General features: G+C 43.5%; 17 protein-coding genes. 7 read left to right on the forward strand and 10 right to left on the reverse strand.

Annotation, left to right across the window (positions count from 1 at the left end; genetic code table 11):
- The first annotated feature begins 9 nt into the window (after positions 1-9).
- Both ACSFVZ_RS09650 and ACSFVZ_RS09655 read left to right on the forward strand, forming a co-directional pair.
- Entirely contained in the window at positions 10-3429 is a 3420-nt protein-coding gene (locus tag ACSFVZ_RS09650; protein WP_435558701.1) for a LamG-like jellyroll fold domain-containing protein, read from the forward strand.
- 130 nt (positions 3430-3559) lie between these two features.
- On the forward strand, positions 3560-3979 hold the full coding sequence (locus tag ACSFVZ_RS09655) for a hypothetical protein (RefSeq protein WP_199527177.1): 420 nt from the start codon (positions 3560-3562) through the stop codon (positions 3977-3979).
- A gap of 3 nt (positions 3980-3982) precedes the next feature.
- Here ACSFVZ_RS09655 and ACSFVZ_RS09660 read toward each other — a convergent pair whose 3' ends face one another.
- Positions 3983-4978 carry a GGDEF domain-containing response regulator gene (locus tag ACSFVZ_RS09660; protein ID WP_435558702.1) on the reverse strand — a complete coding sequence of 332 codons (996 nt, stop codon included), beginning with the start codon at positions 4976-4978 and terminating at the stop codon, positions 3983-3985.
- A 450-nt stretch (positions 4979-5428) separates the two neighbouring features.
- Between ACSFVZ_RS09660 and ACSFVZ_RS09665 the strand changes: the two genes are divergently transcribed.
- Entirely contained in the window at positions 5429-5863 is a 435-nt protein-coding gene (locus ACSFVZ_RS09665; RefSeq protein WP_281546716.1) for a DUF4019 domain-containing protein, read from the forward strand.
- 212 nt (positions 5864-6075) lie between these two features.
- Here the strand turns inward: ACSFVZ_RS09665 and ACSFVZ_RS09670 are convergent, their stop codons facing one another.
- The 6 genes from ACSFVZ_RS09670 to ACSFVZ_RS09695 all read right to left on the reverse strand — a co-directional run bounded on the left by ACSFVZ_RS09670 (position 6076) and on the right by ACSFVZ_RS09695 (position 13909).
- The gene (locus ACSFVZ_RS09670) at positions 6076-8025 is read right to left on the reverse strand and encodes a family 43 glycosylhydrolase (protein ID WP_435558703.1); all 1950 of its coding nucleotides are present in this window, start codon (positions 8023-8025) and stop codon (positions 6076-6078) included.
- 12 nt (positions 8026-8037) lie between these two features.
- On the reverse strand, positions 8038-9249 hold the full coding sequence (locus tag ACSFVZ_RS09675) for an aldose epimerase family protein (protein WP_055198524.1): 1212 nt from the start codon (positions 9247-9249) through the stop codon (positions 8038-8040).
- A 71-nt stretch (positions 9250-9320) separates the two neighbouring features.
- On the reverse strand, positions 9321-9905 hold the full coding sequence (locus tag ACSFVZ_RS09680) for an HAD family hydrolase (protein WP_435558704.1): 585 nt from the start codon (positions 9903-9905) through the stop codon (positions 9321-9323).
- A 136-nt stretch (positions 9906-10041) separates the two neighbouring features.
- Positions 10042-11541 carry an L-arabinose isomerase gene (gene araA / locus ACSFVZ_RS09685; protein WP_054552271.1) on the reverse strand — a complete coding sequence of 500 codons (1500 nt, stop codon included), beginning with the start codon at positions 11539-11541 and terminating at the stop codon, positions 10042-10044.
- A gap of 23 nt (positions 11542-11564) precedes the next feature.
- Complete coding sequence (locus ACSFVZ_RS09690; RefSeq protein WP_235383090.1) at positions 11565-12260, reverse strand: L-ribulose-5-phosphate 4-epimerase; 696 nt, start codon at positions 12258-12260, stop codon at positions 11565-11567.
- Positions 12257-13909: a ribulokinase gene (locus ACSFVZ_RS09695; RefSeq protein WP_054562996.1), complete on the reverse strand. Its 1653-nt coding sequence runs from the start codon at positions 13907-13909 to the stop codon at positions 12257-12259. The genes ACSFVZ_RS09690 and ACSFVZ_RS09695 overlap by 4 nt, the downstream gene beginning before the upstream one ends.
- A gap of 231 nt (positions 13910-14140) precedes the next feature.
- Between ACSFVZ_RS09695 and tal the strand changes: the two genes are divergently transcribed.
- Positions 14141-15094 carry a transaldolase gene (gene tal, locus ACSFVZ_RS09700; RefSeq protein WP_193988025.1) on the forward strand — a complete coding sequence of 318 codons (954 nt, stop codon included), beginning with the start codon at positions 14141-14143 and terminating at the stop codon, positions 15092-15094.
- Positions 15095-15213: 119 nt separating this feature from the next.
- On the opposite strand, the gene tkt is transcribed toward tal, so the two are convergent.
- The 3 genes from tkt to ACSFVZ_RS09715 all read right to left on the reverse strand — a co-directional run bounded on the left by tkt (position 15214) and on the right by ACSFVZ_RS09715 (position 20553).
- Entirely contained in the window at positions 15214-17214 is a 2001-nt protein-coding gene (tkt, locus tag ACSFVZ_RS09705) for a transketolase (RefSeq protein WP_435558705.1), read from the reverse strand.
- Positions 17215-17333: 119 nt separating this feature from the next.
- Positions 17334-18479, reverse strand: coding sequence for an acetyltransferase domain-containing protein (locus tag ACSFVZ_RS09710; protein WP_435558706.1), 1146 nt, complete (start codon positions 18477-18479; stop codon positions 17334-17336).
- Positions 18469-20553: a TonB-dependent siderophore receptor gene (locus tag ACSFVZ_RS09715; RefSeq protein WP_435558707.1), complete on the reverse strand. Its 2085-nt coding sequence runs from the start codon at positions 20551-20553 to the stop codon at positions 18469-18471. The genes ACSFVZ_RS09710 and ACSFVZ_RS09715 overlap by 11 nt, the downstream gene beginning before the upstream one ends.
- A gap of 179 nt (positions 20554-20732) precedes the next feature.
- Here ACSFVZ_RS09715 and ACSFVZ_RS09720 point away from each other — a divergent pair, with 179 nt between their 5' ends.
- From ACSFVZ_RS09720 to ACSFVZ_RS09730, 3 genes are all read left to right on the forward strand, one after another.
- On the forward strand, positions 20733-21197 hold the full coding sequence (locus ACSFVZ_RS09720; RefSeq protein ID WP_435558708.1) for an energy transducer TonB family protein: 465 nt from the start codon (positions 20733-20735) through the stop codon (positions 21195-21197).
- A gap of 85 nt (positions 21198-21282) precedes the next feature.
- A complete protein-coding gene (locus ACSFVZ_RS09725; protein ID WP_171040424.1) occupies positions 21283-21528 on the forward strand; it encodes a DUF3297 family protein in 246 nt (81 codons plus the stop codon).
- Between the two features lie 168 nt (positions 21529-21696).
- On the forward strand, positions 21697-24912 hold the full coding sequence (locus tag ACSFVZ_RS09730; RefSeq protein WP_435558710.1) for a S41 family peptidase: 3216 nt from the start codon (positions 21697-21699) through the stop codon (positions 24910-24912).
- The last annotated feature ends 56 nt before the right edge of the window (positions 24913-24968 follow it).

Genomic DNA, 24968 nt, shown 5'->3' on the forward strand with positions numbered 1-24968 from the left:
ACACATAAAATGAAATTAAATAAATTAGCCATGGTCATAGCCTGCTCTTTGGCTGTGACAGGTTGTGGCAAAGAAGATGGTACTAAGCTTGACACAGCACCAGCGGTTGCCGACCCGCAAAGTGCAAAACCGACTGTAAGCAGCAGTGTTGAATACACTGAATCAGGTAGTGTAATGGTTACCAATGTAAGCGTGCACGATCCTTCTGTCGTTAAAGTCGACGACACATATTATATTTTCGGGTCACACCTTGCTGCCGCTAAATCGACTGATCTCTTGAACTGGGAAATGATTTCGAGTCTTTCAGCTAACGAAGCCGTTAATGAAAGCCCATTATTTGATTACAACTACACAGGTGAAATTGCCGAAGGCATTGAATGGACAGACGGTTTCACAGGAAACTGGGCTGCTGATGTTATTCAGGCGCCAAATGGCAAGTTCTGGTTCTACTATAATCATTGTGCACAAGATAACCCTGATACACCAGGTGTTGTTGATGAAGTATGCTGGAACCGCTCTTACCTTGGTTTAGCTGAAGCTGACAATATCGAAGGTCCGTATACAAACAAAGGTATTTTCTTACGCAGCGGTTATCGTACAGAAGCTGAGTTTGCAGCTTACCCACTTGATAATGGCCAGACAACATGGAATGGTGCCGTTGATCCTAACGCCATTGACCCTGCAGCTTTCTATGATGCTGATGGCAAACTTTGGATGGTTTACGGCTCATACTCTGGCGGTATTTTCGTGCTAGCAATGGACGAAGAAACAGGTATGCCAGAAGCAGGTCAAGGCTATGGTAAAAAGCTAGTTGGCGGTGACTTCCGTGCGATGGAAGGTGCATTTGTCATGTACAGCCCAGAAAGTGAATACTACTACCTATTCTTCTCTGTTGCTGGTTTTGATCTTAATGGTGGCTACAACATCCGTGTTGCTCGCTCAAAAGCACCGGATGGCCCTTATCTAGATAACGCAGGTAATGACATTGCAGCTATCGGCGGTCTGGAGGTCGGCGAAAAACTAATGGGCGGCTTTGAGTACACGCAAGAACTTGGCGAAACAGCACCAGCATGGGGCTACCAATCACCGGGCCATAACTCTGCTTACTACGATGAAGCGACTGGTCGTCATATCTTAATTACGCATACGCGTTTTCCACAAACATCGACTGAGTTCCCAACCATTTCAGAAGCGCACCAAGTTCGCGTACATGAAATGTTCATTAACTCATTAGGTTGGCCTATGGCTTCTCCACAACGTTATGTGCCGCTTGAAGGCGACAACATGGTTGTGGCAGATGAGCTTTACGGCTATTACAAATTTATCAACCATGGCAATGATGTAAATACAGATGCTATTCGCTCAATGCATATTGCTTTAAACGAAGATCACTCAGTAACCGGTGATGATCCAGGTATCTGGTACATGATTGATGACTCAAATATTAAACTTGAGTTAGATTCTGGTACTTACTTTGGCGTGGCTAAATGGCAATGGGATGATGCAACTAAAGCAATGGCTGTCACTGTATCAGCTACATCAAGCGAAGGCGCTACCATTTGGGCAAGTAAACGTGATGAAATTACGGATACTGCAAACGTGCTGGGCACTGTTCAAGAAGCACTTGATATCAAAACTGAATTATCAATTGCTGACGAAGGCTACTCATTACCAACCAAAGGTAAAGACGGTGCTGCAATTAACTGGGAAAGCAGTGATGAATACTACATCACCAGTGAAGGCTCAGTATTCATTCCAACGCCAGATCGCGGTGATAAAGCGGTTACTTTAACTGCTAATATCTCTTTAAACGGCGAGAGCGCAACCAAGACATTTAATGTAAATTTAGAAGCGCGACCAGAGTTTAAAAATGCGATTGCACACTATGCATTCGAAGATTCGCTAAGTGATGGTTTAGGTAACCTTGATGATGCGGGCGTAACAGATAATAACATGTTAAATGTGGGTGCTGGTACAGCTGCATACGCAGAAGGTCAAACAGGTAAAGCATTTAACTTTGACGGTGCAACGGGCGTACGTTTACCTGATGAGTTAATAACAGGCGATGAGTACACTATTTCGTATTGGTTTAAGCCAACTGTACTAACTAACTTTACGCCTACATTCTTCGCATCAACGTCTGATGCACGTTGGATGAGCTTGATCCCAGGTAGTACACACTTTACGTCAACACCAATGCTATGGAGCCGTTATTTAGCTGATGATGGCACTGATATGTGGAACCAAATCATTTCTGACTCACCAGCAGTAATGGATTGGAATCATATTGCCATCACTTATGCTAATGGCACTGCAACACTTTATCGTGATGGTGTACGTGCAGGTTCGATGCCTCGCCCTGACTTCTTTAGCGAACAAACAGGTAACTTTGCCCTTGGTGTGAACTACGGTTGGGACTTACCTTTCCAAGGTCAAATTGATGAATTCATCGTTTATGACTACGCGCTAAACGGCCTAGATATTAATGGTGCGGCTATCAATAACCTGACAGATCCGACTAAATTTGAGAGCTTCATTACTGATGCGCTTGATTTAGGTGATGTATCGGCAGTACGTGAAAGCTTTGAGTTACCGCGTGTAGGTCCATTTGTATCTGGTATTAGCTGGACGTCAAACAACGAAGAGTACTTAAAACCGGTTAATGGCACAGCTGTTGTTACTCAACCTAGCGCCTCTGCTGGCGACCAAGTAGTGACATTAACTGCAACTATTAAGTACAAAGACTTTACTGATACTAAGTCATTCGATGTAACCTTAAAATCACTTGCACCTGCTGAATACAGCTTCGAAGGTGACCTAAGTGCATTAAACGGTGCGTATGCAGCGGGTAAACCAACGGGTGGTTTCATCAACAATACTGGCGGTAGCGTAAGCTATGTTGACGGTGTAATTGGTCAAGCAGTATTCCTGGAAGGTTCAGGTGTTCGTCTACCGGATAACTTAATCACCACTAATGACTACTCTGTGTCTATGTGGCTTAAACCAGAAAGCTTCACAGATTACACAACAGCATTCTTTGCCGGTGCAAGTGCAAACGCATGGTTAAGTTATGTACCATCGATGGCAGGCTCAGCGCTAACGCGTTTATGGGCAAATAACGGTGCCTTCTTCGATAATGCAGAACTAGATAGCCGTATTCCAGCAAAAGAATGGACACATGTTGCTTTCACTGTTGATGGTACGAACGGTGATGTGTTGAAGATGTATGTTAACGGCGAATTACAGCTAGAAACCGATGGCTTCCCGCGTGTATTCACGGTTCCTGGTGAAACAAATGAGTTTGCACTCGGTGTTAACTACTGGGATACACCTTATAACGGTGCTATCGATGAACTGAAAATTTTCAACGGTGCGATTAGCGCTGAAGAAATAAAAGCACTCTTTGATGCAGCAGCTGCACAAGAGTAACAAAGTGAGGTGAGCTGCCTCACCTCAACTATTTGTTGTCTGGAAAGGCCGGGTGAAAACCCGGCTTTTTTCTAAAGCTTTAGTACCTTTTGCCGATACATAGCTATCTTTACCTTTTAACTCAATTATTATGGCTATTAACTCATTATCAAGTGCGTTAACTATCTCAAATGCAGATAAAGCAAGCAGTAATACCAACTCCAAAGTCGGCTACAAACTCAGCAGCCAAGAGATGAATAAACTCTCTGGTCGTGAAGTAGAGCCCACACAAAAAGAAGAAGTATCTAGCGAACTCCCTGAGCATATCCGCAAAATGGTTGAACAACTAGAAAAGCTCAAAGAACAGCTTGAACTTGCCAAAGAGCAATTAGCCAAACTGCAAGCACTAAAAAACCAAGAAGATGAAGCGGTTAAAGTGCAAGTTGAAACACAGACCAAAATGGTTATGGAAATCCATACGCAAATAATGTCTCTTAGCCAGTCAATTAGCGACGCGCTAAAAGAAGCAGGTATAAGCGATCCCGGTGTATTGATGAGTGTGTTGGTATAAAGTTCAGACCTCTGGCTTTAAACAGTATTGATTACGACCGCTCTTTTTAGCTTCGTACAGGTTTTCGTCGGCCTTTAAGAAAAGTGTCTTCCAATCTCTTGGAGATTCAGGAACAGTCACCCCGCCAATTGAAATAGTTAAGTAGCCACAGGGTGAATCTTCATGGGGTAAATGCTCTTCGTGCAATAGGTCTATTATTCGTTTTGCCACCAACTGACAGCCTTCATAGTTAGTGTGTGGAAGAACTATGGCAAACTCCTCACCACCCCAACGTGAAATAAAATCAGTGTCGCGTGCTAATGCTCTTTTCACAGTGTTAGTAACTGATACAAGCGCTGCATCACCTGCCAAATGGCCATAACGGTCGTTATATTTTTTAAAGTAATCAATATCCAGTAATAACACAGAGACTTCGGGTGACTCATGCCTTGCACTCAGTTGATTCATCACCACTTCTAAATAGCGTCGATTAAAAACTTTCGTGAGCGAGTCAATCATTGATGCTTCTTTATGTTGCTCAAGCAAGGCACTGTATTTCAGCTCTTTTTCTACACGTTTTTGAAGAGTTACGGCACTGTAGGGTTTAGCAATAAAATCATTACATCCTGCGTCCCAAAACTTATATTCAAAGCTTGTATAATTTTCGCCCGTCAACATGATTACGGGCGTATGCTCAAACGCAGGAACACTACGAATGGTTTGACATAGGTCGATACCGTCCATACCGGGCAACCGATAATCAAATAAGAAAAGTGATACTTTTAGATCACCTAATTGCTCTAACAATGCTTCAGCTGTTGAGAAGCGGCTAACATTATATTGAGGTGATAACACTTTGTTGATAATAGTAAAATCAAGATTGCTGTCTTCAACCAAAACAACATTGCTATCAAGCGTTGCTTTACTCAGGTCTTTTTCAGCTTTTTTTTCGTAACGAATTAAGCGAACTATCCATATAAAGTTTACCCTTGCTGGTTCATCGTTGAGGGTAGTTTGCATTATCAGGGTTTTCAAGTGACGGCAAATAGCTAAGGCCCAACATTTGGGTAGTATATTTCTGGCCAAAGCCAACTTTACTCTTGTAACTCTCCCATCGCTAACTCCCTCTTACCTCCCTAAAAAGGGGCAAAATACAGTGAAAATGCGGGCTCTGAATTATCGATCAAGCAAATACGAAACTTCCTTAACCATTAAAAACACAATATTTTAAGCGCCTACTTTAAAAAATAAGCAGTGAAGAAACATAGTTTTTATATTTAAAAAACAAAAGCATATAATTTAAAATAAACCTAAACACTTCACTCTCAGTTAAAACGAGCAAAAACACAAAATAAGAAATAAGCATTAATACATCACTTCAAAAACCCTCTCATAGCACTTTTTTAGTATAGAATTTAACCAACCCAAACGTAAGATGGCTGCATCCCATGAATTAAGTAAGGTCATTCTATGCGTAACATCTTATTAGTTTCAGTAAATGGATTTACGTTTAAAGCATGTTTATTGATTACATGTTTATGGATGAGCTTTTTTGCTCAAGCAAAAGATTCAACTTCAATTGAAACAGCAAGAGCATGGCTTAAGCTTGTTGATAGCGGCGAATACTTGCAGAGTTGGCAGCAAACAGATCACATATTTCAGACAGCCACACCAGAGCCAAAATGGCGCTTGGCATTAGAGCAACTTCGTATTCCTCTTGGTCGCGTAATGTCTCGTACTTATTTTGATGTACAAGAATATTCATCACTACCCGGAATGCCTAATGGCGAATATTTAGTGGTTCAATTTCAAACAAGCTTCACCAATAAGGAGCATGCCTTAGAAACTCTGAGCCTGAGTAAAAATAGTGGCCAATGGCAGCCTTTAGGTTATTTAATTAATTAGGGGTTATGAAGGTGTAGAGGTTATGTTGGGTTTCGCTTCGCTCTACCCAACCTACCCAAAAATGAACAGAGCAAGTGCTGAGAGGTACGCCACACATAACAACCCCACCGCTCAGCTTGGAACTTTACTCTCGCTAACTTACAGTCTTCAGCCACAAAAAAAGCCACTCATAATTGAAGTGGCTTTGGTTGAGTCGATTTTTTACTTATAACTTAATTTGGTTCACGCAGATGGAACACTTGGCACTTGTTACCTAAATCAGGTTGTTGTGCGAAGTTAGTGTTTTCAGCTAAACCACAGTTACTTAAACCAAGCGCTTGTTTTGTGTAGCGGTTGATCAGCATAACACCACCGCCTTCTACCGGAGCAATACGCCACTGTGCTGTTTTCGCTGCACAAGACGCCATTTCTACGTTGGCACCTGGTACTAAGGCGTTATCAGCTACCGCAGCACAGAACTCGCTATCAGCGCTTTGTTTAAGGCTTACATAGCCTGTATCTGTTGGTGTGAAGAACCATTGCTGTGCATCTTTATGCGTAAAAGCTTGTTGCTCAACATTGGTACCTGCTTTAACCGTACCTGCCACGCTAAGTGCTTTACCACTTTGTTGACTTAATACGACAACACTACCCATTGGGCGTAATTGCCAGTCGCCACACGCTGTTGCGTCGCTTTGCTGTAAAACCGCTTGGTTTTGTGCAGCAGAACAACCTGCAACCGCTAATGGCTTGCCTGTGTAACGGTTAGTAATAGAGACATTACCATCTGTGCTTGGTGCTACTTTCCATTGCTGGCAGAAGTTATTGCGCCATGCTGCAGATTGCACTTTAGCGTTATCAGCGTCATTACAGCTTTCAAGCTCTAAGAACTTGCTGTCTTCACGGTTAGCTAAACGAACAAAGCCATCTGTTGTTGCATCAATAACCCATTGACCATTGGTGCTTGCGCACTGACGTTGTACTGCACGTGCATCTTGTGGATCAGCTGCTATGTCTAAACATAAGCCGCTTGTTGCATTCACTAATTGGTAGCGCTGACCTTGCACTCGCGTTACTAGTGGGCCGTATTCACCTGATGGCGGAGCTACTTCAACGCCTGGTGTTAATGGTTTACCAAAGCTTGGCGTGCCGTCGTCATTCCAAGTAAATTTTTGCGCACGTAATGAACGAGTCGCACTACAACCGTGCTCTACCGAATCATTACCATGATAAACTAACCAATCTTCGGTGCCGTCTGGCGATGTGAAAAAGCCGTTGTGACCTGGACCAAACACTTCCTCTGTACGCTCAAATACTGGCTTGTCGTATTTTTTCCAGCTGCTAGCTTTAAGTGGGTCGTCACCAACAAGCTCAAGCATACCTAGTTTGTAATCTGGGGTATTACAGAAGCTTGCTGAGTACGTCATAAACGTACGACCATTATGCTGTAAAATTTCAGCGCCTTCGGTTACTTTACGACCACTGATTTCCCAATCTAGCTCAGGACGCGTGATCACCGTATGCGGTGAGTTTTTCTTCAGAGTCCACGGGTTTTCCATTTCAGCAATAATATTTAATTGCTGATCGCCCTGCCATTGAGAGTAAATCACGTACAGCTTATCTTTGTATGTTAGGTAGTTACCGTCGATGTTCCATACGTTAGGCATTAATGCGCCCTTGTATTCGTATGGACCCATAGGATCGTCACCGGCACTTTCTAATACATTTAAGTGTTGGTTATCTAAAGTGCCGTCAGTACCAGCTGTGTACATCATGTACCAACGGTAGCCGTTTGGTCCTTTTAGGCGGTGGAATTCAAACGCCCAAAAGTTACAACAGCGCTCAGGGTTTGAATCAGACCAAACATTAACAGGTGTTGCATCAGCAAGGCCTGCTAGCGTTGGTGATTTACGCATCACTAACTCAGATGTCCATGTTGTTGTGGTTAGGTAATAGTTACCATCCCAGTATTCAAGCCATGGATCGGCGCCATTAGGAAAAAGTGGGTTGGTAAAAATACCATTATCTTGGATTGGCGCTTTTTCTGTGGCTGCCACGTCAGTTGTTTTAGCTGTGTTGTCTTCAGCTGTAGCCTGACAACCAGTCAGTGCACCAAACGACAAGGCAAATACGCTGGCTAAGCCAGCCTTTTGCATTGCGCTTTTAAGCTTTGTTGTTTTCACGATTGTGTTCCTTTATTTTGTACCAAATTCGTACACGATGCGTGTTGAATACACGTCACCCGGTAATAATGTTGTGCTTGGGAACGTTGGCTGATTTGGTGCATCAGGGAAATGCTGTGGTTCTAAACAAAAACCACTTCTGAAATTATGCACTAAGCCAGACGCTTGCTGAGTACTACCGTCTAAGAAGTTACCTGAATAAAACTGTACTGCAGGCTCTTCTGTGTAAACTGTTAACGTACGGCCAGAGTTTGCTTCGTAAACCGTCGCCGCTTCAATAAGTTCATTACTTGGCGTGTCTTTAAGCACAAAGTTATGGTCATAACCTTTACCTAGTTTCAGTTGTTCGTTGCTAGCTTTGATGTCTTGACCAATTGCTTTAGCAGTACGGAAGTCAAACGGTGTGCCTGCAACATCCATCAACTCACCCGTTGGGATCAAGCCGCCATCCACAGGGGTAATTGCTTTTGAGTTAATTTGCATTTGGTGATCAAGAATGTCGCCTTTACCTGCTAGGTTGAAGTAGCTGTGTTGCGTCATATTGATGATGGTAGGCTTACTTGTTGTAGCAATAAACTGCATATCTAACGTGTTGTTATTGGTTAGCGTGTAAGTTACTTCAGTCGTCACTTCACCCGGGTAACCTTGGTCACCATCAGGGCTCACTAAGCTTAAGGTAACACCAGCACTGTTTTGCGTCGTGAACGGTGTCATGTTCCATACTTTCTTATCGAAACCTTGCACACCACCATGTAAGTGGTTGTCACCATCGTTAGTTGCTAATTGGTATTCAGTGCCATTTAAGGTGAATTTACCGTTTGCGATACGGTTACCAAAACGCCCGATGATTGCACCGTAGTAAGTTGTCGCTTTTGTGTACGCTTCTAGGTTATCTAAACCCAGTACAATATTACCCATTTCGCCTTTTGCATCTGGCGTTTCAATACGCGTGATAATGCCGCCGTAGTTGATCACATCAACGCTAATACCATTGCTGTTAGTCAGCGTTACTTGATTAACTGGGGTCTGATCAGCAAGTACGCCATAGGCCGTCATTGATGCTGAAGGGGAAGTAGTCATATTGTCTCCTTGATGAGCACAAGCTGGTGTAAGGGCAATTCCACATGTCACCAACAATGCATAAAGCCCGCGCGACTTTTTCGTGTTCGAACTGGCTGTTTGATGAGTTGTTTTTAAACCTTGGAAAACACATTGCAATGACATATGAATAACCTTTTTGTAATTGTATTTATAGTTTTATAATACAAATACAGGTGTCATTGCAAATTTAATCGCTAAAGTTGGATTTTGCCGTCTTTCACCATGATGCAATCCATCCCCGCACTTTTGGCCGCTTGGTAACCAATTTGCGTGTCTTCGAACACTACGCATTTACTTGGTTCAACACCTAAAAGCTCTGCTACTTTTAAGAATGTTTCAGGATTTGGCTTACCTTTACTTACATCACTTGCAGTCACTAACGCGCCAATTTTATTAATTAAATTAGTATCTGTTAGATGAGCAATTGCATGTTCGCGGTCAGCGCCTGTGCCCACGCCCATAGGTAATACACCATGGTATTTCTCAAGTACAGCAACGGTTTCGTCAATCACCTGTGGATGGTGCTGTAAATCAACCCAAAACTGGTGTTTATCTTTTGCCACAACCAAAGGGTCATGATCTAAACCAAATTTTTCGTTAAGCATTTCAATTGTTTTAACGGTCGGAATGCCGCCTAAGCTATACATGTAGTCGTAATCGAATGGATACCCATAGGCTTCGCAAGCTTTCTGCCATGCCTGTAAGTGACTGCCCATTGAGTCAATTAAGGTGCCATCCATATCAAAAATAATGCCTTGGTAGGCGCTTAAATCGATCATATCTATTCCTAAAAAGTTTAGCTTCACAATAGCATAAGCCAGCGAAGAGCGTGGCTCATCACTGGCTTAATCGACAACAAAATTTGGGGTGAACGTGCTCACACACAGCACGTTCTAGTACATAAAGTACTAATTCTTACAGGCCACGTTTTAGCATGTAGTAAGCTGCGTTATGACGAAGCTCTGTTTTGAAACCACGGATCGTCGTATCGTTATCGATGATCATCGTTTCAACGCCAGCCATTTCAGCAAAATCGATAATCATATCGGTTGTTACTGCTTGGCTGTATGCAGTGTGGTGTGCACCACCGGCGTGGATCCATGCAGCTGATGCTACAGATAGATTTGGTTTTGGTTCCCAAAGCGCTGAAGCAACAGGTAAGTGAGGTAAATCAGCTGGCGGAGCCACTGTGTCTACTTCGTTAATTAGAATACGGAAACGGTTACCCATATCAATTGGTGATACGTTGATTGCAGCACCCGGTTTTGCAGTAAACAATAAACGACCTACATCACATTTAACACCGATAGTGTGCTGGTGAACTTCAAGACGTGGTTTTTGTGCTGCAATTGAAGGACACACTTCTAACATGTGCGCGCCAAGTACTTGGTCAGTCTCACCCATGTTGTAAGTGTAATCTTCCATGAATGAACAACCGCCCTCACGGCCTTCACCCATTACTTTCATGATGCGAACCATAGCAGCTGTTTTCCAGTCACCCTCACCACCGTAACCATAGCCTTTCGACATTAGGCGCTGTGTAGCAAGACCTGGAAGACCAGAAAGACCTGATAAGTCTTCAAAACAGTTAGTGAATGCTTTAAAGCCGCCTTTCTCTAAGAAGCGCTCCATACCAAGCTCTAAACGTGCTTCGTTGCGTAGCATTTTCACTGCGTAATCGTCTTGTAGAGTTTCGTCAGCAATTACGTAGTCTTGCTTATAAAGCTCTAATTGTGCATCGATTTCGTCTTCTGTGATTGTATCAACCACTTTTACAAGCTCAGCGACACCAAACGCATGTACTTCATAACCAAAAGTAATTTGCGCTGAAACTTTGTTACCTTCAGTAACCGCAACTTGACGCATATTGTCGCCAAAACGCGCAACTTTAAGTGTTTGGCTTTCTGCCCAACCTTTTGCCGCACGACACCAGTCATCTAACTGCTGTTGTACGTCAGCGCGTTGCCAGTGACCTGCAACAACTTTACGCTCTTTACGCATTACAGTACCGATGAAACCGAACTCACGGTCACCATGTGCACTTTGGTGCGTATTCATGTAGTTCATGTTGATGTCAGACCAAGGAAGGGCTGCATTGAACTGAGTATGAAGGTGTAACCAAGGCTTACGTAATTCGCTTAGGCCAGCAATCCACATTTTCGCAGGTGAGAAAGTGTGCATCCATAAAACTAAACCAACACAGTTAGGATCCGTATTTGCCGCTTGGCAAACAGCGTGAATTTCTTCAGGTGACTTAACGGTAGGCTTACATACCAAGTTTACTGGTAGATTAGCTTCGCTGTTTAAGCCCGCTACAATTGCTTCGCTGTCTTTGGCAACCGTTTCTAACACCTTAGGACCATAAAGATGTTGTGAGCCGGTAACAAACCAGACTTCTTTCGTCATCGTCGTCATGTTAATAATCCTCTAAATTCTTGCTATTTGCTCTGACCGTAATACGCGTTTTTACCGTGCTTACGTAGATAATGTTTATCCATCACTGCTTTTTTAAGTTCAGCTGCGTGTGGATCTAAAGTGCGTGTTAAATACGCCATGCGTGCAATCTCTTCGAGTAGCGCGGCATGGTATACAGACTGAGCGGCATCTTTACCCCACGTGAAAGGCGCATGACCCGCAACAATCACCATAGGTGCAGCTTTCGGATCGCGGTCTTGATACGCATCAGTAATTTGAATACCGGTTTCTAATTCATAATCGCCATTCACTTGCTCATCGGTTAGCTCACGAGTACAGGTGATGTCACCGTGTACATAGTCAGCGTGAGTTGTGCCAAGGCAAGGAATGCTTTGTTTTGCTTGCGCCCATGCAGTTGCATAGGTCGAATGCGTGTGTGTTACACCGCCAATTGAATCAAAGTGGCGATATAAATGAACATGTGTTTTTGTGTCAGAAGACGGACGCATAGACCCTTCAACAATGTTGTTTTCAAGGTCAACGATCACCATGTCGTCGGCTTTCATTTGGTCGTACGATACACCACTTGGTTTAATCGCAATCACACCTCTGTCGCGGTCGATTTGCGATACATTACCAAAGGTATAAATTACTAAGCCACGACGTTGCAGCTCCATGTTCGCTTCATAGACTTCACGTTTTAGTTCAGTAAAACTCATGCTTTGTCTCCGTTTACATAGCTTGCAAGTGCTTGGTAGTTGGCATAAAGCTCGTCATACACAGCAACGCGCTCAGGGTTTGGTAAATACTGATGACATACAGACGACGCCATAACTTTTTGAGCATCTGCCACTGTTGCGTGCTCACCCGCAGCAACCGCAGCCATAATTGCCGCACCCAATGCACAGCTTTGCTCACTTTCTAAAACGTCGATTGGGCAGTTCCAAACATCAGCGCAGGTTTGCATTACGTAGTCTGATTTTTTAGAGATACCGCCGATAACAACCACTGACTCGATTGGTACGCCTTCGCTACGGAAACGCTCAGTGATAGCACGTGCGCCAAAGGCAGTTGCTTCAACAAGTGCTTTGAAGAACTTAGGTGCATCAGTGCCCATTTTTAAGCCTGTTAATGCCATGGCAACGCTTTGGTCAGCATCTGGCGTACGACGACCATTTACCCAATCAAGCGCCGTTACATCGTTGCTTGTTACAGGCAGTGCTGCCGCAGCTTTTGATAGATCAACTAAGATTGAATCTTCTAACTTGTTAACTAACGCTTGTTCAGCGTCAGATAGATTTGTAAGTTGGCGAGTTGGCCAAAGTACTAGGTTTTTGAACCATGCGTATAAATCACCAAACGCAGATTGACCGGCTTCTAAGCCAATTAACCCAGGGATTACTGAGCCATCAACTTGACCACAAATACCTTTAACGCAAGTATCACCTAGTTGTTCTTTAGACGTTACTGTGATGTCACAGGTTGAAGTACCCATTACTTTAGTTAGAACGCCAGGACGAACATTGGCTGCTACTGCGCCCATGTGACAGTCAAATGCACCGTAACCAATCACGATACCTTGTGGTAAACCTAGCTTCTCGGCCCACTCAGCAGTTAAGTTGCCAGCAACTTGGTCGCTTGGCTCTGTAGTTGCATTTAACGTATCAACAACACCATCTAATAGTGGATCGATATTGCTGAAGAAACTATTTGGTGGGAAACCGCCCCACTGCTCGTTCCACATTTGTTTGTGGCCCGTTGCACAACGACCTAGCTTTAATGCTTCAGGGTGTGTTGTGCCGCACATTAGCGCGGTCATCCAATCGCAGTGCTCAACCCATGAATAAGTGGCTGCTTTAACACTGCTATCAACGCGGAAAATATGTAATGCTTTGGCCCAGTACCACTCAGAAGAGTAGATACCGCCCATGTGTGAAAGGTAGTTCACATCGTTGTTAGTTGCAGCTTCAGTGATTTCATTTGCTTCTTTAATAGACGTGTGGTCTTTCCACAAAATGAACATCGCATTTGGGTTTTCTGCAAATTCTTCAGTTAATGCCAGTGGTGTACCTTGGCTATTAATTGCTACAGGTGTTGAGCCTGTCGTATCAAAGCTCATACCCACTACTTTGTCTGCAGTACCTGCTGGAACTTGTGACCAAAGACCATTTACTACTTCTACAAGGCTATCAATATAGTCTTGTGGATGCTGACGAAACTGATCCTTACTTGGGTCACAATATAAGCCTTGTGCCCAGCGCGGGTAGTTTACTAAATGGCTGGCAAGTTCTTCACCAGTCGCAACATCAACGAGTAATGCTCTTACCGAGTCTGACCCGTAGTCTAATCCCAACGTATAACGAGACATAATTACCTTTCACTAATTGCTTACTAACATTGTTAGTCATTATCTTTATTTATATGATAATATCAACAATACCAGATTGTAAAGGTATTATAAAAATATTATTAACAGGATTATTTGCTGCTGACGGGCGATTTATTGCGCAGTTTTTCTGGATGATTAGATTGTTTTTTCAGCACAAATAATAGGTTAAAGCCACTACATTAACTTTTGTATGATAAGAATGGGATAGCTATGTCTAGTCAATTAGAACAACTTAAAGCAGTGACAACCGTTGTTGCTGACACGGGTGATTTTGAAGCAATCAACGAATATAAACCGCAAGATGCAACAACAAACCCATCACTAATCTTAAACGCGATTCAAATTGAGAAATATCGCCCACTTGCTGCCGAAGCCGTATCATGGGCAAAAGCACAAAGCAGTGACGCAGCTGAAGTTGTAACAAAAGCAGCCGACAAGCTAGCGGTATTAATTGGCTCTAAATTAATGGAGCAAGTGCCAGGTTTAGTTTCAACAGAAGTGGATGCGCGTTTATCATTTGATACTCAAGCAACTGTTGATAAAGCACTTGAGCTTGTTGCTTTATATAAAGAGCAAGGTATCGACACATCGCGCGTGTTAATCAAAATTGCTTCAACATGGGAAGGTATTCAAGCAGCTAAGGTACTTGAAGCGCAAGGTATCCGTTGTAACCTAACGCTGGTATTTGCATTTGCTCAAGCACGCGCTTGTGCCGAAGTAGGTGCTTACCTAATTTCACCATTCGTTGGTCGTATTCTTGACTGGTACAAAGCACAAGATGCAAGCGCTGATTTCGACGGTGCTAACGATCCGGGCGTTAAGTCAGTAACGCATATCTACAACTACTTCAAAAAGCACGGCTACGACACGATTGTAATGGGCGCAAGCTTCCGTAACATCGGTGAAATCCAAGAATTAGCAGGTTGTGACCGTTTAACTATAAGCCCTAAGTTACTTGCTGAACTAGCTGCAACTGACGCACCATTAACTCAAAAACTATTACCAGCAACAGAAAAAGCAGAAGCGCCAGCAGCAATGACTGAGCAAGCTTTCCGCTGGGAAATGAATGAAGATGCCATGGCTACTGAAAAGCTAAGCCAAGGTATTCGTCAGTTCGCAATTGACCAAGAAAAACTAGAGTCAATCTTAAGCGAATTAGTTTAAACCGATTGTTTAAGCAGCAAAAAGCCCGCAAACCAAAGTTTGCGGGCTTTTTTATTGCCTGCCTTTTAGTAAAAGCAGGCTTATCGTGTTGCGATTACGATAATTTTTTACCAGTCACATTATTCAGCAAGTAATGCGTTTGCTTTTGCAACTAGATTTGCCACTGTGAAACCAAAATGCTCAAGCAATACCGCGCCTGGCGCTGACTCACCAAATGTGTCCATGCCTAGTACATCACCATCTTGGCCAACATACTTGAACCAGAAGTCACGGTGTGCAGCTTCAACAGCAATCTTTGGTGTACCCGCTGGTAGCACGCTTTGACGATATGCTTTATCTTGGCTATCAAACTGATTCGTTGATGGCATAGATACCACGCGAACTTGCTTGCCTTGTGCTTTTAGCTCAGCAGCAGCATTCACAGCTAACTCTACCTCAGAACCCGTTGCAATAAGGATAAGCTCTGCAGCTTGTTCGCTATCAACAAGTACATAACCCCCTTTTGCAATGTCAGCAACTTGCTGTGCATCACGTGCCATTGCTTTGGTACCCTGACGGCTGAAGATAAGTGAACTTGGGCCTGTCTCTTTTAATAACGATTGACGCCAAGCTACTGCTGTTTCAGTTTCATCACACGGACGCCATGCAGTCATATTTGGTGTCATACGAAGGTTAGCGATTTGCTCGATTGGTTGGTGAGTAGGACCATCTTCACCTTGACCGATTGAGTCATGGGTATACACAAAAATGCTTTGCGCTTTCATTAATGCTGCCATACGTACTGCATTACGTGCGTATTCCATAAACATTAAGAAAGTTGCGCCAAATGGAATGAAGCCACCATGTAATGCAATACCATTCATGATTGCGCTCATACCAAACTCACGTACGCCATAGAATACGTAGTTACCATCAGCTGCATCTTGTAAACCTTTTGCTTCTGGCCATAAGGTTAAGTTAGAACCGGCAAGGTCAGCAGAGCCACCCATCAATTCTGGAAGCTGGTTAGCAAAGAAGGTGATCGCATTTTGTGATGCTTTACGTGTCGCAATGTTTTGCATGTCGGCTTGGCATTTAGCAATGTACTCATCAGCTAATTCAGCGAAGTTAGCTGGTAATGCTTTTTCAAGAACACGACGTGTATATTCTTTTGCAAGTTCAGGGTGTGCTTTGCTATAAGCTGCAAATTTTTGCTGCCATGCAACTTCAAGCTCTTGGCCTTTCGCTTGATTATTCCACTCGTTATAAACTTCTTGTGGAACTTCAAATGCAGGGTGCGGCCAGTTTAGCTGCTCACGTACTGCAACGATTTCGTCGTGACCCAGTGGTGCACCGTGACAGTCGTGGCTGCCTGATTTGTTTGGTGAGCCAAAACCAATCACTGTTTTACAACAGATTAGTGTTGGTTGCGTCGTGTTGCTTTGTGCCGCTTCGATTGCACCCGCAATTGCATTCATATCGTGACCATCAACATCACGGATAACTTGCCAACCGTAAGCTTCAAAACGTGCAGGTGTATCGTCGGTGAACCAACCTTCTACTTCACCATCGATAGAGATGCCATTGTCATCCCAAAATGCGATTAGCTTGCCTAGACCTAACGTGCCTGCCAGCGAACATGCTTCGTGCGAGATACCTTCCATTAAACAGCCATCACCCATGAAGCAGTAAGTGAAGTGATCAACAATATCAAACTTTGGCTTATTGAATTGCGCTGCTAAGGTTTTTTCAGCGATTGCCATACCCACTGCGTTAGCAATACCAGAACCTAATGGGCCCGTAGTTGTTTCAACACCCGGAGTATAACCATATTCTGGGTGACCCGGTGTTTTTGAGTGAAGCTGACGGAATTGCTTAATATCTTCGATGCTTACGTCATAACCGCTTAGGTGTAACAATGCATATTGAAGCATTGAACCATGGCCATTTGATAACACAAAGCGGTCACGGTTAGACCAGTCTGGGTTTAATGGGTTATGGCGGTGAAAGTTTTGCCACAATACCGCTGCAATATCAGCCATACCCATAGGCGCACCTGGGTGGCCAGAGTTAGCTTGTTGAACGGCATCGACAGCAAGTATGCGAATAGCATTTGCAGATTGAGAACTAGGCAGAGTCATCTTATTAGTTTCCTGTTAATATTATAATATAATTAATATCGCAAAAACTCACCCAAATAGCAACTTAATAAACCGCCAGCCCCCGTATAAACGGGAGCTAGCAACCTATTATTTGTTAATTATAAATACTTTAACCAAGGCTTATTAGCCTTACGCTTGTATTCACTAAACTTCTTGGTTGGCCAATAAAGCCCTACTGCCAACAACAAAGTAATAAACCAAATACCTGATATATCACTGACTCCTAAGTATTGCCCTTGATTTGCCCCCCAGATCAGCATGCCTATTTGATACATAAATAGCAGTACATACAGGTGGAAAATATAAAAGAACATAGGCACAGAGCCATACACTCTCAGCGCATTCGTAAAGCGGTTAAGTGGTCTTTCAAATAACCATAAGCCAACAAACATGCCTGCTAACGTGATCAGCAAAAAGCTCAGTGACGGTGGGTACTTAGTCACGTTAAACACCGACATCATGGTTTCGGTTGTGGTGCTAAACGTTTGCCACGGCAAGGTTTCACCATAAATATTAAAACCACGCAGCAGCGCAAATAACCCCACACATAACAGCGCTAACAGCAGCAATGCTCGTTTACGCGAATCTGCCGCTTGAGTGTGCGCATATAAAGGGCCTGCACAGTAACCCAATAAAATTACGCCAATCCAAGGCAGCACTGGGTAGCTAATTTTGACGTCGATTAAACCGCCTTGTGATAGATAGCCTCGGTCATGCAAAATCGTCCACAGCGAGTAGCCAAACTCATCGGGCGTAAAGCTGATTGGAGTCAGTAAGTTGTGACCAAATACAATAACTAAACCAAGCACCAGCAATAGGTTGCGTGGCAGCTTAATCAATGCTGCTAACACCAGCATACAAAGGCCAATCGCCCACATCACTTGCAGCCATATTGTGTGGTAGTAACCCATCCACGAAAAGCAAATCAGGGTCACTTCGAGGGCGATTAAAAATAGCCCTCGCTTGATTAAAAAGCTTCGAGCCGAGCGCGCCACACCACTTGCTGGGTGGCTATAAAGCCACGCCGACAAACCGGTTAAAAAGATAAAGGTTGGCGCACAAAAGTGCGCAGCAAAGCGGCTCCAAAAAAGCCCCGGCGTAGTTGTATCAACTACCATGGGATCGGCCACCTGCATGTGCAAGAAAAACCGCTCTCGCACGTGATCAAGTAACATCAGCAGAATAACGACACCACGCATGATGTCGATACTGTGAATACGGCTTTTAACTTGCTCAGAAGTCATAGCTTAAACCTAATTTGAATTGTGTTGGCGCACCCGGGTAGGCCCACAATGCATTGTAAGAGCTGGCGATATACTGCTCATCAAACACGTTATCAACATTCAGTGACACCGTTGCACGTTCAGTCGCTCGCCATTTAGCAAATAAACCAACGGTTTGATAGCTAGGTAATCGGAAGGTTAAATCAGCTGGGTCGCCTAAACGGTCAGACACATATTGATAATGACCGCCAATCTTTATGTCTTGTGCGAATAAATTTAGATCATGGTTTAAGCCAATCGAAAGATTATTCTTTGGTACGTTCACAAGTGGGCTACCTTTAGGAATTGGCACTAACCAGTCAACATTTAGACTGTCTGTTGCAGTCTCGGCATCAACATAGGCATAAGATAGGTTGTACTCGGTATTGTCACCCAATGAACCTGTTAAATCTAACTCAAAACCTGTGCTATTTGCTTTACCTACAGGTGTTGAGTAACCCACATTTACTGGATCTGCCACCAGCATGTTGCTCTTGCTTGCATCAAAATAAGCAAGCGTACCGCTGATATTGGCGTAACTAAACTTAACACCCACTTCAAACGAGTCATTTTCTTCAAAACCAAATGGCTTACCTTCGGCATCGGTGCCACTCAGTGGTAAAAAGCCTTCTGAATAGCTTGAGTAAAGGTTAATGTCGTCATTAAGTGCGTAAACCACACCAAAACGTGGACTAATGCGGTTTTCTTTGCTGTTTGATGCCACACCAGACTTAGTTTCAAAAATATCTTGTTCAATTTCATCAAAACGCAGACCTAACATCACTTTTAAGTTATCGGTTAGATCTAGTTGGTCTTGCAGGTAAATACCGTACGCATTTTGCTGTTCGTTATTTTCGTACTGCATGCCCACTTCAGGGCCTTCAGTAGTGCTGTACTCTGGATCATAAATATCAATGGTGTAAGTGCCATTACCACCACGGTAGCGATAAAGCCCAGTGCGCAGCTCATAGTCGTAACCGTCAACACCAATCAATACATGGTTAGTAATACCGGCAACATCAAAGTGACCGCTTAATTCAAAACGCAGCGATAAATCATCAGACTCATAGTCACGGTATCTGTGCTGGCGAGTTAAAGTTCTGCCATCATCAAATAATGACTGACGCGATGGTGAAAGCTCAGCATCTGACGAATAACCCGTTAACGTTGCAGTACGGTAACTAGCACCTAATAACAAGCTCCAATCTTGGTTAAGGTCGTTGCTGTAATTTAATTGATGGCCGCGTGAGTGCACTTTGGTTGGTGCATCATTTGGGTTACCTAAAAAGCGTGACTCAGGTACGGTATCAAAATCACCATTTAACACCACAATACCGCGGTCATACATTTGCTGTTGGTCAACATACTCAAACTCATAGGTCAGCGATGAGTTATCGTTGATTTGATAATAAAGCGAAGGCGTAATCACGAATTTGTCGTGGTGCACATAATCTCTAAAGCTGTCGCTATCTTGCCATGCACCATTGATTCTAAATGCTAAATCATCGCTTAGACCATTAGTGTAATCACCTTGAATACGCTTGTGATCATCGCTACCTAACTCGGCTTGAAGTTGCCCTTGCTGATAAAACTGTGGCTTTTTAGTAATAATGTTTACTGTGCCACCCGGCTCCGAGCGACCATAAAGAGCTGAGCCCGGCCCTTTTAATACTTCGATGTATTCAATATTTGATACATCACGCGGGCCTGCAAAACCGCGACCACCACTAAAGCCATTAACTAAATATCCAGACGGCATATTTTCGTTACCCGACAAACCACGTATTGAGTAGCTATCCCACAGCGCCCCGCCATTATTTTTACGGCTGATACTGGCAGAAAAATCCAGTGCGTCACGAAACTTAGTGATACCGTTATCGGTGAGCATGTCTTTACTTAATGTGGTGATCGACTGTGGTAAATCTTTTGCTGGAATATCACCACGGAACGCTTGTTTATGCTCAATGGTGATCGTTTCTATATCGCTGTTATCAGCTGCATATGTATTCGCTGCAAACGCCGCAGCTAAGGCTAAACTAAGAGTTGAGTACTTCATAAGGCTTAATTGTAGAAATTGATAGATATGTTTTGTTATAAAATAACACAAATGAATAGATTGATATAGTATAACAAATCACTTTGTTCCGAATTTTTACCTATCTTTTTTTGTTTACATAATGCAAGTTCACCTCTAGTATCAAAAATGAATAAAAAACAATCAAGTTAGGGAAAACTATGAATAAAATTATTTTTTCATTCTCACTTATCTGTTTATCAGCAAGCACGTTTGCAAACCCAGACTTATCTCGTAAATTTCCATTTGTAGATATTCAAGCGCAAGTTCTCGATACCACTACGAATACGCCTAGTTGGCAACGGCTGCCACCAATGACTCATGTACAGTACCCAACGGGACTGCTAAATCGACAAGGCAGTGGCTGTGCAATTGTCAACTTTCAGGTAACACCAGAAGGCAACGTAAAAAACCTTAATATCGAAAACTCAGCACCTAAGCGTTTTAGTAAAGAGGTTAGAAAGGCAGCAAGACAAATAGTGAGAGACTGGCATTGGCCTGAGCGCACCGATGAACAGGTGATTGAGTTAACCATGCGTTTTGACTACTGCTTAACACACGACTTCGATAAAAAGAGTGAAGCCGTAGCCATGTGTGTTGAACATTCAGAACAAGCCTGCGAGTAAACAATAAATTTGCCATTTAGATACTTGAGCCAATGCCAGGTATTGCCTACAATGGCGCACAATTTATTCAATGCAGATCGCAACTATGACTGATACACAAAAACCAGAATTACCAAACCAACTTTCTATCAACCCACGTAGTAAATTTTATGTGGAAGAAGTTTTCGAGCATGAAATTGGTGTAAAACTTAACGGCAAAGAGCGTTTTGACGTTGAAGAATATAATATCAGCGAAGGCTGGATCAAAATCGCTTCTCCAAAAGCGCTAGATCGCCGCGGCCAACCTTTACTATTAAAAGTAAAAGGCACTGTAGAAGTATTCTACAAGTAATGATTTGTCGGCTAAAGCCTGCTTTAGCCGACACTCCCCTAAATACATAGCCCCATTCCATCATTTGATTTTTCGACACATTTTGTAACACTGCGTTCATCGCAACTGCATCGCTATTTAAAACTGAATTGTTATGATGTAACAGTTCCCAGAATAGGATGTAATCCCATGAAAAAACTAACAACGTTGGCACTGGCCATGGCTGCGACACTGGCACCTTGGGCATCAGCTTACGAAACAAAAGACACGCGCTTATTGCGCTTTCCAGATATTCATAATCAAAATGTTACCTTTGTGTACGGTGGTGATATTTACATTGCTAATACGCAAACAGGCGATAGCAAACGCTTAACCGACCATATTGGCTTTGAAACCTTCCCGAAGTTTTCACCTGACGGTAAACGCATTGCGTTTGCAGCCGAATACAATGGCAGCCGTCAAATTTATGTAATTAACAGCGATGGTTCTGGCTTAAAACAACTCACTTACTACAACGATGTTGGCCCAATGCCACCACGCGGTGGTTTTGATTATCGTGTTCTCGATTGGACACCTGATGGCAAAAATGTGGTATTTCGTGCTAACCGCACACCGTGGGGTAAACGTATGGGTCGTCCATACATGGTGCCTGCTGACGGAGGCCTTGAGCAGCCTCTGGCTATTCCAGAAACCGGCGGCGGTATGCTTTCGCCAGATGGTAGTAAATATGTTTACACGCCAATTGACCGAGAGTTTCGTACTTGGAAGCGTACCCGTGGCGGTCGTGCACAAGATGTCTGGGTTTACGATCTAAAAAACAATACCTCAGAGCAGCTAACTAGTAACCGCGCAACCGATCAGCAACCAACCTGGGTTGGCGACAACATTTACTTTGTGTCTGACCGTGATTACACCCTTAACCTGTATCAATACCAAAAAGGTGCTGAGCCTAAGAAGCTAACCAACCATAAAGACTTTGACGTACTGTGGCCATCGGCTGGCCCAAATGCTGTTGTTTATGAAAATGGTGGTTACCTTTATCGCTTTGACCCAAAAACTCAAAAAAGCACTAAGCTGAGCATTAACATTGCTGGTGTGCGTCAATACGCAATGCCGTACACAAAAAATGTGAGTGACTTTATCGATTCAATGTCGATTTCTCATGATGGTAAGCGTGCACTCTTTACTGCCCGCGGTGAGCTATTTAGCGTGCCAGTTAAACAAGGTCCAACACGTAACTTATCTTACACAGCCAAAGGCCGCGAGATTGACGCAAGCTGGTCGCCAAATGGTCGTTATATTGCTTATATGAGCGATGAAAGCGGCGAATACGAAATTTACTTAAAAGATCGCAGCGACAACAATGCCACTAAGCAGCTAACCAGCAACGGCACTATTTGGCGCTTTACACCAATTTGGTCACCTGATAGCTCAAAACTGTTATTTGCAGATAAGAACCACACACTCTGGTGGATAGACGCAAAATCGGGTAAACAGCACAAAATTGATACCAGCATCTACGATGAAGAAGGTATTCGCCAGTATACTTGGTCGCCAAATAGCGAAGACATTGTGTATGTAAAAAACAATGAAAACCGCTATGCCTCGCTGTGGCACTACAATATTGATAAAAAGAAAGTGACTCGCTTAACGGATGAAATGACCAATGAGCAAAACCCAACTTTCTCTCCTGATGGTCAATACCTGTACTTCAGCTCTGAGCGCGACTTTAACTTAGCCTTTAGCAGCTACGAGTTTGACTACATGTTTAATCGTGCAACGCGTATTTATGCCGCTGCCGTAAATGACAGTATCAAACCACTTATCGCAATACAAAGTGATGAAACAGCGATCGTCAGCGATAAACAAAAAGATGACGATAAGAAAAACAGTAATACCCTGCAAAGCAGCGACTTTATGCAGCGTGTAACCGCTTTAAATGCACCGGCTGGGGATTATCGCAGTTTAACGGCTGTAAAAGATGGTGTGCTAACACTGGCTAATGGCGGCCTACAATTAATAGGCACAGCTCACGACAGCGAGCTTGAAACTGTGGCTAAAGGGGTAAGCAGCTATACTATTTCGAGCAACGGTGAACACCTGTTAGTGCATGCGGGTAACGATTACAGCTTAATTGAACCAAAAGCAAAACAAGACCTAGCAGCGAATAAGCTAGATCTTAGTAACATGAACTTAAAAATTGAGCCACAAATCGAATGGCAGCAAATGTATGTTGAAGGCTGGCGTACATTACGTGATTGGTTCTACGACGAAAACCATCACGGCCAAGATTGGGACGCAATTTTAGCCAAGTATCAACCTATGGCTGATGCTATCTCACACCGTAGTGACTTAGATTACATTCTCAGTGAAATCGCAGGTGAAATTAACTCAGGCCACATTTATGTGCAGTCGGGTGATATGCCTAAAGCAGAGCGTAAAAAGCACGGCTTATTAGGTGCAAAACTTGCCAGCGATCCATCTGGATACGTAAAAATTGAGCAAATCTTCCAAGGTGAAAACTGGCATGAAGACTTCCGCTCACCACTTGGTACAACAGGAGTAAAAGCACATAACGGCGACTACATCATTGCCGTAAATGGCCGCTCAGTAAAAGACGTAGCTAACTTCTACGAATTACTAGAGAACACTCAAGGCGAGCAAGTTGAGCTAGTCCTTAACAGTAAACCGCGCAGCAAAGGTGCATGGCAAGTTACCGTTAAGCCTGTAGCCAGCGAGCAAGGTCTGCGTTATTTAGACTGGGTTAACTCTCGTGCAGCCTACGTTGATAAGCTATCAAATGGTCGTATTGGTTATGTTCACTTACCAAATACAGCCTACGAAGGTAACCGCGCCATGTTCAAAAACTACATGCCGCAAACCACCAAAGACGCCATGATTATTGATGACCGATACAATGGCGGTGGCTTTATTCCTGAGCACATGATCACCTGGCTTGCCCGTAAACCGCTTAATTATTGGAAGCGCCGTGGTGTTGAGCCAACGAAAACACCACAATTTGCTCATGATGGTCCAAAAGCCATGCTGATCAATGGTTACTCAAGTTCAGGCGGTGACGCTATTCCTTACTACTTCCGCCAAGCAGGGTTAGGTAAGCTCATTGGTACCCGCACTTGGGGTGGATTAATTGGTATTTCGGGTAACCCAAGCCTAGTAGATGGCGGCCAAGTTATCGCGGCAACATTCCGCATTTTAGATAACGATGGCAACTGGATCATCGAAAACGAAGGTGTCACCCCAGACATCAAGGTGGTTGACCGCCCAGAGCTAATCTACCAAGGTAAAGATCCATCGATAGAACGTGCCGTAGAAGAGCTATTAAAAGAGCTAAAAGACAACCCGAAAAAGCCACTCATCGTGCCACCAGCACCGACTGACTTTTAATACTTAACTGGTTGTTAAAAAGTAAAAAACCCCGCAGTAATGCGGGGTTTCTTTTA

This window comes from Pseudoalteromonas nanhaiensis (assembly GCF_051235485.1).
Lineage (GTDB): Bacteria > Pseudomonadota > Gammaproteobacteria > Enterobacterales > Alteromonadaceae > Pseudoalteromonas > Pseudoalteromonas lipolytica_C.

Bases quoted from the DNA above. Each gene is read 5' to 3' on its own strand.
- ACSFVZ_RS09650 (WP_435558701.1), top strand. From the start codon at position 10: ATGAAATTAAATAAATTAGCCATGGTCATAGCCTGCTCTTTGGCTGTG.
- ACSFVZ_RS09655 (WP_199527177.1), top strand. From the start codon at position 3,560: ATGGCTATTAACTCATTATCAAGTGCGTTAACTATCTCAAATGCAGAT.
- ACSFVZ_RS09660 (WP_435558702.1), bottom strand. From the start codon at position 4,978: ATGCAAACTACCCTCAACGATGAACCAGCAAGGGTAAACTTTATATGG.
- ACSFVZ_RS09665 (WP_281546716.1), top strand. From the start codon at position 5,429: ATGCGTAACATCTTATTAGTTTCAGTAAATGGATTTACGTTTAAAGCA.
- ACSFVZ_RS09675 (WP_055198524.1), bottom strand. From the start codon at position 9,249: ATGTCATTGCAATGTGTTTTCCAAGGTTTAAAAACAACTCATCAAACA.
- ACSFVZ_RS09680 (WP_435558704.1), bottom strand. From the start codon at position 9,905: ATGATCGATTTAAGCGCCTACCAAGGCATTATTTTTGATATGGATGGC.
- araA (WP_054552271.1), bottom strand. From the start codon at position 11,541: ATGACGACGATGACGAAAGAAGTCTGGTTTGTTACCGGCTCACAACAT.
- ACSFVZ_RS09690 (WP_235383090.1), bottom strand. From the start codon at position 12,260: ATGAGTTTTACTGAACTAAAACGTGAAGTCTATGAAGCGAACATGGAG.
- ACSFVZ_RS09695 (WP_054562996.1), bottom strand. From the start codon at position 13,909: ATGTCTCGTTATACGTTGGGATTAGACTACGGGTCAGACTCGGTAAGA.
- tal (WP_193988025.1), top strand. From the start codon at position 14,141: ATGTCTAGTCAATTAGAACAACTTAAAGCAGTGACAACCGTTGTTGCT.
- tkt (WP_435558705.1), bottom strand. From the start codon at position 17,214: ATGACTCTGCCTAGTTCTCAATCTGCAAATGCTATTCGCATACTTGCT.
- ACSFVZ_RS09710 (WP_435558706.1), bottom strand. From the start codon at position 18,479: ATGACTTCTGAGCAAGTTAAAAGCCGTATTCACAGTATCGACATCATG.
- ACSFVZ_RS09715 (WP_435558707.1), bottom strand. From the start codon at position 20,553: ATGAAGTACTCAACTCTTAGTTTAGCCTTAGCTGCGGCGTTTGCAGCG.
- ACSFVZ_RS09720 (WP_435558708.1), top strand. From the start codon at position 20,733: ATGAATAAAATTATTTTTTCATTCTCACTTATCTGTTTATCAGCAAGC.
- ACSFVZ_RS09725 (WP_171040424.1), top strand. From the start codon at position 21,283: ATGACTGATACACAAAAACCAGAATTACCAAACCAACTTTCTATCAAC.
- ACSFVZ_RS09730 (WP_435558710.1), top strand. From the start codon at position 21,697: ATGAAAAAACTAACAACGTTGGCACTGGCCATGGCTGCGACACTGGCA.